Origin of the sequence: Glycomyces lechevalierae (genome assembly GCF_027622945.1) — a bacterium.
Lineage (GTDB): Bacteria > Actinomycetota > Actinomycetes > Mycobacteriales > Micromonosporaceae > Glycomyces > Glycomyces rutgersensis.
In genome coordinates this window covers 529,147-538,537 of record NZ_JAPZVQ010000003.1, presented here as the reverse complement: position 1 = coordinate 538,537, position 9,391 = coordinate 529,147, and the positions used below count along the sequence as shown (strand labels likewise).

At 65.3% G+C, this 9,391-nt stretch carries 7 protein-coding genes; 5 read left to right on the top strand and 2 right to left on the bottom strand.

All coding sequences use genetic code 11. The features are described 5' to 3' along the window. From O2L01_RS08810 to O2L01_RS08795, 4 genes are all read left to right on the top strand, one after another. Positions 1-643 (top strand): ABC transporter permease subunit (locus tag O2L01_RS08810; protein ID WP_270121536.1); only part of this gene is annotated, 643 nt, incomplete at its 5' end. After that, positions 640-1,590, top strand: coding sequence for a carbohydrate ABC transporter permease (locus tag O2L01_RS08805; RefSeq protein ID WP_270121535.1), 951 nt, complete (start codon positions 640-642; stop codon positions 1,588-1,590). The genes O2L01_RS08810 and O2L01_RS08805, both read left to right, overlap by 4 nt. A 321-nt stretch (positions 1,591-1,911) precedes the next feature. After that, entirely contained in the window at positions 1,912-3,957 is a 2,046-nt protein-coding gene (locus tag O2L01_RS08800) for a cellulase family glycosylhydrolase (protein WP_270121534.1), read from the top strand. Positions 3,958-4,024: 67 nt separating this feature from the next. Further along, entirely contained in the window at positions 4,025-5,716 is a 1,692-nt protein-coding gene (locus O2L01_RS08795) for a cellulase family glycosylhydrolase (RefSeq protein ID WP_270121533.1), read from the top strand. 134 nt (positions 5,717-5,850) lie between these two features. Here the strand turns inward: O2L01_RS08795 and O2L01_RS08790 are convergent, their stop codons facing one another. Both O2L01_RS08790 and O2L01_RS08785 read right to left on the bottom strand, forming a co-directional pair. Further along, complete coding sequence (locus O2L01_RS08790) at positions 5,851-7,890, bottom strand: cellulase family glycosylhydrolase (RefSeq protein WP_270121532.1); 2,040 nt, start codon at positions 7,888-7,890, stop codon at positions 5,851-5,853. A gap of 82 nt (positions 7,891-7,972) precedes the next feature. Continuing rightward, on the bottom strand, positions 7,973-8,449 hold the full coding sequence (locus tag O2L01_RS08785) for a hypothetical protein (protein WP_270121531.1): 477 nt from the start codon (positions 8,447-8,449) through the stop codon (positions 7,973-7,975). Between the two features lie 143 nt (positions 8,450-8,592). Between O2L01_RS08785 and O2L01_RS08780 the strand changes: the two genes are divergently transcribed. Continuing rightward, positions 8,593-9,366: a helix-turn-helix transcriptional regulator gene (locus tag O2L01_RS08780; protein ID WP_270121530.1), complete on the top strand. Its 774-nt coding sequence runs from the start codon at positions 8,593-8,595 to the stop codon at positions 9,364-9,366. The last annotated feature ends 25 nt before the right edge of the window (positions 9,367-9,391 follow it).

Sequence of the window (9,391 nt, the reverse complement as noted above, 5' to 3'; positions counted from 1 at the left end):
GGTCGCGCTGGCCCTGGCGATGAACAGCATCATCTCCCTCAAGGTCCGCTCCACGTTCCAGTCCATCGTGTACCTCCCCCACTTCTTCTCGTGGGTCCTCGTCGTCACCGTGTTCGTGCAGGTTCTCGGCGCGGACGGCCTCGTCTCGAACTGGATCATGGACGGCGGCGGGGAACGGCTCGACTTCACGTCCAACCCCGACACCTTCACCTTCCTGGTGTGGATGCAGTGGGCGTGGAAGGACGCCGGCTGGGGCATGATCATCTTCCTGGCCGCCTTGGCGTCGATCAACCCGAGCCTCTACGAGGCCGCGGCCTCCGACGGCGCGAACCGCTGGCGCAGGATGTGGCACATCACCCTGCCCGGTATCCGGCCGGTCATCATCCTGCTGCTCATCCTCCAGATCGGCGGCATCCTCTCGGTCGGCTTCGAGCAGTACCAGCTGCAGCGCCAGGCCGTGGGCTACCAGGCCACGGAAGTGCTCGACACCTACGTGTACTACCAGTCGATCATCGGCAACCAGGGCGAGTCCTTCGGCACCGCCGCGGGCCTGTTCAAGGGCGTGATCGGACTGATCCTCATCCTCGTCGCCAACAACATCGCGCACCGCCTCGGAGAGCAAGGGATCTACCAGAAGTCATGACCGCCATCGACACCAAGCTCGAGCACAAGCCGCGCCGCAATAGCAACCGCCCCGTCTGGGACGAGGAGCCCTCCGCCGCCGGCAAAGCCGTCAAAGCCCTGTTCCTCATCTGCTACGGCGCAGCGATCGTCCTGCCGCTGTGGGCGGTCCTCGCCACCAGCCTGGCCAGCGAGGAGGCGCTGGCACGCGCCGGCGGCAACCTCCTGCTCCTGCCCACCGACGTCAGCTTCCAGGCCTACCAGGAGATCTTCTCCGGCGGCGCGCTCACCGACTCGCTGGTCCTGACCACGGTCCTCACCATCGGCGGCACCGCCATCAGCATGGTCCTCACCATCTGCGGGGCGTACGCGCTGTCGCGGACCGGCTCGCTGCTGCACCGCCCGATCCTGTGGACCATCCTGCTCACGTTCCTGTTCGGACCCGGCATGTACCCGAGCTTCCTGGTGGTGCAGAAACTCGGCCTGTTCAACTCGTACTGGTCGCTCATCCTGCCCGGGGCCGTGGGCACCTTCAACATCATCATCCTGCGCGCGTTCTTCATGAACTCGATCCCCGGCGAACTCATCGACGCCGCCAAGATCGACGGCGCCGGCGAGTTCCGGACCCTGCTCACCATCGTGCTGCCCATGTCCAAGGCCATCCTCGCCGTCATCGCCCTGTTCTACGCCGTCGGCAACTGGAACATCTACTTCTCGGCCGTGCTCTACACCCCGGGGCTGGACACCCAGCCGATCCAGGTCGTGCTCCAAAGAATGCTCATGTCCACACAAGGCCTTCCAGAGGGTGCACAGGCCGCCGCCCAGTACCAGAACCAGGGCGCGGCCGCCCCGACCGCCGCACTCAAGATGGCGGTCGTGGTCTGCACGATCATCCCGATCGTGATCATGTACCCGTTCATCCAGAAGCACTTCACGAAGGCCGTCATCACCGGCGCCATCAAGGGTTGACCCGGTCCGTGTGAGAGCGGATCGAGGGAACCGACATTTCCGCAGGCCCGACCAGGGGCAGGGACCGAGACCTGCCCACCCCGGGTCGGAGCCTTTGCAAACTCAGTACACGCGAATCTCCTCCACCCGGAGGTCCACGCGCCTGGACCGATAGCCGGCTCGCAGTGCCACCAGCTCTCGCGAGAAACAACCGGTCCCGAGTTTATTTATACATATATAACTATTTACATACTCAACTTGATTTTCACGGCGAAACACCTGCTGAGAGTTCCGGTGCAGACCCCCCGACCCTCGTACCACCACCAACCCTTTAGGAGTGACATGCAATTCATCCGACATCGAGCCCGACGGCGGATCGTCGCGATCACCGTCGCGGTCGCCACCCTGGCGGCCGGGCTCGGCGCCATCCTGCCGGCGGTCGCCCAATCGGCCGCGGGCTGCGAGGTCGACTACCAGGTCAAGAGCGAGTGGCCAGGCGGCTTCGTCGCCAACGTCGAAGTGACCAACCGAGGCGAGGCCCGCAGCGGTTGGGAGCTCAAGTGGGACTTCCCCTCCGGGCAGACCGTCACCCAGGCCTGGAACGCCGACGTCGCCTCCTCCGGCGACACGGTCACCGCCAAGCACGCGAGTTACAACAAGGCCCTCGGCGCCGACGAGTCGGTGGCCTTCGGATTCGTCGGCTCGTTCGGTGAGGCCAACGAGGCCCCGACCTCGTTCACCCTCAACGGAACCGCCTGCACCCTCCCCGGCGGCGAACCGACCGGAGAGCCGACCGAGGACCTGACGGCGATGGAGACCGTCGCCGCGATGCAGCCGGGCTTCAACCTCGGCAACTCGCTCGACGCGATCCCCGACGAGACCTCGTGGGGCAACTACCCGATCAACCAGGCTCTCGTCCAGGACGTCAAGGACGAGGGTTTCAACAGCCTCCGCCTCCCCGTCACATGGGACGAACACCAGGGCGAAGGCCCGGACTACGCCATTGACCCGGCATACCTCGACCGCGTCGAGGAAGTGGTGAACTGGGCGCTCGAAGCGGACCTGTACGTCATGCTGGACACCCACCACGACTCGTGGATCTGGTTGGCGGACATGAAGACCAACCGGGAGGAGATCCTCGCCCGCAATGAGGCCCTGTGGACCGCGATCGCCGAGCGCTTCAAGGACTACCCGGACGAGCTCCTGTTCGAGAGCATCAACGAGCCGCAGTTCAACGACACCACCGACGCCGAGAAGTACCAGTACCTCGACGAGCTGAACCAGCAGTTCCACGAGGTCGTGCGCGGCACGGGCGGCGGCAATGCCGACCGCGTGCTGGTCATGCCGACGCTGCACACCAGCGGCGACCAGACCCCCGTCGACGAGCTGGTCAGCACCTTCACCGATCTGAACGACCCGAACGTGGCCGCGACCATCCACTTCTACGGATACTGGCCGTTCGCGATGAACCTCGCCGGGAGCCCCACGTTCGACCAGGTCACGAAGGACAACATCACGGACTCGTTCGACAACGTGTACGACGCGTTCGTCGCCAACGACATCCCCGTGATCATCGGCGAGTACAGCCTGCTCGGCGGCAATGTCGAAGGCAAGGTCGAACGCGGCGAGATCCTGAAGTTCCTGGAGTTCGCGGGCAACTACGCCCGGGAGAAGAACCTCACGACCATGCTGTGGGACTGCGTCCCCGGCTACGACCGCGACAACCTGCAGTTCCGCGACGCCGAATACTGGGGCATGTACCAGGCGGCCTGGACCACGCGTTCGGGCGTCGCCGAGACCGACCAGCTGTTCATCCCGAAGGCCGAACCGATCTCGGACACGACGGTCACGCTCGAGCCGAACGACCTCGAATTCGAAGGCCTGCGACACGGCGACACGCAGCTGACCGAGGGCACCGACTACACGCTGTCCGGCAACGAACTCACCATCAAGGCCTCGCTGCTCACCCAGCTGCTCGGCGACCGGGAGTACGGCAAGAAGGCCGACCTGCACGCCGACTTCTCGGCGGGACAGCCGTGGCGGATCAGCCTGATCAGCTACGACAAGCCCACGATCGCCAACGCGACCGGGGCCGCGGACTCGTTCGCGATCCCGACTGAGTGGAAGGGCGACACGATGAAGACCATGCAGGCGGTCTACAGCGACGACGGCAGCAACGCCGGCCCGATCGAGTGGACCTCCTGGAAGGAGTGGGGCGAGGGCTTCAAGCCGGACTACGCGGCGAACGAGCTCGACCTCGGCAGCAAGTTCTTCAACGACGTCCAAGACGACCGAGAGGTCAAGCTCACGCTCTACTTCTGGAGCGGAGCGACCATGACCTACTACGTCACCGAATCCGGCGGCACCGTCACCGGCACCACCGGCTGACTACCAACACCATGAACGCGGTCCCGGCCCATCAGGGCCGGGACCGCTTCTAGAAGGGACAGATCCGTTGCGATATCAACCATCAAGGCTGCTGCTCGCAGTACCGCTCGCGCTCACCCTGCTCATCCCCACCACCGCCGCACAGGCCGAGCGGCCCGAACCGGCGTCGCTCACGGCGGTCGAGACCGTCGCGGCGATGCAGCCGGGATGGAACCTCGGCAACACCCTCGACTCCATGTGCTGCGGCGAGGACGAGACCAGCTGGGGCAACCCGATGGTCACCGAGGAACTGATGGAGGGCATCCGGGACCAGGGCTTCAACAGCATCCGCATCCCGGTCAGCTGGAGCTACAACACCGGACCGGCCCCCGACTACACCATCGAGCCGCAGGTTCTTGACCGCGTCGAGGAAGTCGTCCAAATGGCGCTGGACGAGGACATGTACGTCATGATCAACATCCACCACGACTCGTGGCAGTGGCTGCACGAGATGCCGACCGACCACGACAATGTGCTCGCCCGCTTCGACTCCATCTGGTCCCAGGTGGCCGATAGGTTCAAGGACTACCCGCCGGAGTTGGTGTTCGAGAGCATCAACGAGCCGTTCTTCGAAGGCGCCAGCGGCCCGGAACAGGAGAACGAGCTGATCGCCGAGCTGAACGCCTCCTTCCACGAGATCGTGCGCGGCTCCGGCGGCGGCAACGAGGACCGGCTGCTGGTCCTGCCGACACTCCACACCAGCAGCGACCAGGACCACTTGGACGCACTGGCCGCCGAGATCGAGGCGCTCGACGACCCGATGCTGGCGGCGACCACGCACAACTACTCATACTGGCCGTTCTCGGTGAACATCGCCGGCAAGACCACGTACGACGAAGAAGTCCAGGGCTACCTGGAAGGCGACTTCGCCCGCTTGCACGACACCTTCGTGTCGAAGGGCATCCCCATGATCATCGGCGAGTTCGGACTGCTGAACGGCGGCTTCGTCGCGGTGGAGTACGGGGAGGCGATGAAGTTCTTCGAGCACTTCGGCTACCTCGCGCGCACCAACGACATCACCACCATGTTCTGGGACAACGGGCAGTACTTCGACCGGAAGGAGTTCGACTGGCAGGTCGAGGGTCTGTACGACTACCTCTCGGAGAGCTGGACCAACCGATCGGGCACCGCGGAGTCCGACCTGCTCTTCGTCGATCCCTCAGAAGCCGGTGCCGACCAGGCGATCACGTTGAACCCCAACGGGCTGCAGTTCAAGAGCCTCTACCACGGGGACCGCAAATTGAAGCCCGGCCGCGACTACGTCGTGGAGGGCGACACGCTGACGCTCAAGGCGAGCCTGGTGGACCTCCTGCTCGGCGACGGCGCGCCCGGTACCCGGGAACAGCTCTCGGTGCGGTACTCCGACGGCGTCCCGTGGACCCTGAACGTGATCGCCTCCGACACGCCCGTGCTGGAGGACGCCACCGGCACCACCGACGCGTTCGCGATTCCGACGGAGTACAACGGCGACATGGTCGCGACCTTGGAGGCCACCTACGAGGACGGGACCGGTGCCGGTCCCCACGACTGGACCGTCTACAAGGAGTACGGGGTGGCCTACGATCCCGACTACGCGAACGGCGTCTTCAAGCTGACCCCGACGTTCTTCGACGCGGTCACCGACGGCGCCGCAGTGAACCTGACGGTCCACTTCCGCAGCGGCAAGACCGTCGCCTACACCGTGACCAAGAACGGCACCGCCGTGACCGGCACGGCCTGACCGGACGGCTTCGGCTGCATGACAAAGCGGTCCCGGCCCATCAGGGCCGGGACCGCTGTCGTTGTGCCGCCGGAGCGGTGTGGGGTCGAGGCCGGTGGCGGCGGGCCCCCCGGTCAGAGCCCGCCGCCGGTCGTCTACAGGGCCGTGCCGGTCAGACTCGAGCCGCTGCGGGTGATCTGGTAGGTGATCTCGCCACCGCCCCAGAAGTGGAAGGTCAACGTGGCGGTCCTGCCGTCCTCGATGCCGTTGAGCATGTCGGGCTTGAGGATGACGGAGCCTGCGTCGTAGTCGGGCTGGAAGGCCGTCCAGTACTCCTTGAAGGGCGTCCAGTCTCCCCCGGTCGGGGTCCCGTCGTCGCTGTAGACCGACTCCATGGTTGCGATCCGGTCTCCGGTGAACTGGGTCGGCACGGCGAACGACTCGATCGTGCCGGTGGTGTCGGACAGGACCGGGCGATCGTAGGTGATGATGTGAATCTGCCACGGCAGGCCCGCGGAGAAACGGGCCTCGATGGTGCTGTTCACCCCGTACGAGCGGTCGCCGGAGAGACGGGTCAGTGCCGACGCGGTGAGGGTGAGGGTATCGCCCTCGACGGTGTAGTCGGTGCCTTCGGCCAGCTCGGTGTCGCCGTCCCACAGCCCTTCGAATTCGAGGCCGTTGCGGTTGAGGGTGAGTGACTCGGCGCCGATGGCCTCGCTCTTGTCGAGGTAGATCGAGTCGAACGAAGTGGTGCCCGAGCGCGTAGTCCAACCGGACTTGAAGTAGTCGAAGATGGTCTGGTCGCGCCACTCCAGCGTTTCGCGGTTGAGGAACTGGCCCGCGTCCCAGATCTGCATGGCGATGCCGCCGGTGTCCCTGGCGTGCCACTCGACGGACTCGTAGAACTTCAGCAGCTCGCCGTACTGGTGGACGCCGGGCCGGTTGTGGTCGTAGTTGAGGACGCCCCACTCGCCGATGATGACCGGGATCTCGTTGTCCACGAAGGTGGCGCCGACCCGGTCGAAGGTGCCGACGATGTCGGCCTCCACATTCTCGTCGTAGGTGGTGCCGCCGGCGTTGTTGACGCTGAAGGGCCACCAGCCGTAGAAGTGGACGGTCGCGGCGATCATGTCATCGTCGAGCGCTGCGATCGTGGCGTCCAATGCGTCCAGTCGGGCCTGGTCGGCGTTGGTGTGGAGGGTGGGGAGCACCAGGAGCCGGTCGGCGTTCTTGCCTCCGGTCCCACGCACGATCTCGTGGAACAGACGGTTGAGCTCGTCGTTGTAGGCGTCGCCTTCCTCTACCGTGGTGCCTTCGAACTGCGGTTCGTTGTTGCTCTCGAGCACCAGCAGCTCGGAGTGGTCCTTGAAGTTCTCCGCGATCTGGGTCCAGACCGCGTCGAACTTGGCCACGACCCCGTCGTGGTCGGTGGGCATGTACCTGATCCACTGCCACGAGTCGTGGTGCACGTTCAGCAGGACGTAGAGGCCGCGCTCGATCGCCATGTCGACCACTTCGGTGACGCGGTCGAGCCGGGCCTGGTCGATCGTGTAGTCAGGTCCTTCGCCGATGTAGTCGGACCAGGAGACGGGGAGGCGGATCGACTTGTAGCCCTCGGCCTTGATGGTGTCGAGGAGTTCCGCGGAGATCAGCGGGTTGCCCCAAGAAGTCTCGTCGGGGATCGCGTCGAGGGTGTTGCCGACGTTCCAGCCCGGTTCCATCGCCTCGACGGTCTCGATCGCAGTGAGGTTCTCCGGGTCGCTGACGGTGCCGTCGCAGGTGACGCCGTTGAGCTTGAACGCCTCGGGTGCCTCGTTCGCACCGGACCAGGAGCCGGCGAACCCGAACGAGGTCTTCTTGTCGGTCCCGATCCTGGAGTTGTAGCTGTAGCTCTTCGCGGTGACGTCAGCACCGGAGGAGGTGATGTTCGCGAGCCAGCCGTGGCTGACCTTCTGGCCCGACGAGAAGGCCCATTCGAGCTCCCAGCCGTCGATGGGGGCGCCGAGGTTGGTCACTCTCACGTCGGCGACGAAGCCGCCGTTCCACTCGGACGTGACCTTATAGTCGACGAGGCAGCCCTGAGGGCTGGCGCTGGCGCCGACTGCGCCGATCACGCTGACAGTCAAGGCGGTGAGCAGCGCAGCGCCGATCGCCGCGAGACGGGCTCTGGTACTGCGCAGGGAAATCTGTCTCATGTGGTCTCTCTTGTTCGCAGGTAGGCGGGTCACCAGTGATATGCGGCGACCACGTGGGATCGACTGAGGCGCCAGCGTCGAGTCACAGCTGGCGCAGGGAGGCGATCTCCCACGGCCGCAAGGCGACCGTGAACTGCAGGCGCCCTTCGGCATCCGCCTTGCAGACCTCTTGCGGCCTGGCCGCGGCGCGCAGCGCTGCCGACTCTTCACGGCTCTGCGGTTCCGGTTCGCCGATCGAGCGCCATGCCGCGAGCGCGTCGCCCCGGGACAGACCCACCATCTCGGCCAGCAGTCGACAACCGGGTTCGCGGCCGCTGGGCTCGATCTCGAGAGTCCGCTGTCCGCCGACCGCGAGGGTCGCCTCGGCCCCGTACCGGGCAGCCCCCAACATCCGGTCGAGGACCTCGTCGATGTACTGGAAGTTGTGCTCCGGCCCGTCTTCGCCCGCCGTGCGCCCGGCTCCCACGACGAGGTCCCGGTGATGGTGCAGCGGTTCGCCATGTGAGCAGGCGTCCGCTTCAATGCGGACGGGCTTCGAGGGGTGACACGGTGCGGTCATACGCCGACCTTAGAAAACGATCCAGACGGGATGCTTGGCGAAATCCACGGACTTGTGGATCATTTCCACGATCATCATGAAACCAACCGGCAAATTCAGAACCATCACTGGACTATTTCGCCGAATCATGGTTGATTTCCAGGATGCGCGACGTGACCGTCTGCCTCGACGAACCGCCAGAGGTGGTGAACGCCGGCTTCGCCATCCACGGCATAAACGGCCCCGACGGCCCCTTCCGGCTCCCTGACCTGTGGCAGTTCCACCTCTACGAGTACGAGGCCGACCTGGTGGTCGACGGCACCGCTCATCGCATCAAACCCGGACGCGTCAGCCTCATCCCCGCCGGGACCAATGTCGAGTACCACCACCGCGGCCGCTCCGAGCACCTCTACGTGCACCTTCGACCCTCACCAAGGGGAACACCGCACACCCTGCCGCTCATCCAGGACGCCGGCCCCGCCGGCCCAGCCCTCGCCGAGATGCTGTGGCAGACCATCGCCACCGTCGCAGACTCCCCCACCCAGGCCGCTTCCGAGGTGTGGACCGCCTTGTGGCGGACGGTCCGACTGCAGTCGAAAGAACCTGGCAACAACGAACACCCCGCCGTGGCCGCGACCTTCGCCTACATCGAGCAGCGCCTGCCGCGATCAGTCAAGGTCCCCGAAGTAGCCGCCGCCGTGGGCATCTCACCCAACCACCTCACGAAACTCGTTAAGGACGCCACCGGATCCACACTGGTCGCCTACATTCGCCATCGCAGAATGGTGCGAGCCGAGCACTTGCTGCGCGAGTCGACCCTCTCCATCCCTGCAATTGCCGCGTCGGTCGGCATACCCGACCTCCAGACGTTCAACAAGGCCTGCCACCGCGAATTCGGCGCCTCACCCCGCACCCTCCGCGGCAGCTCCCGTCACTGACCATGCACATCGCACGGATTCGAAC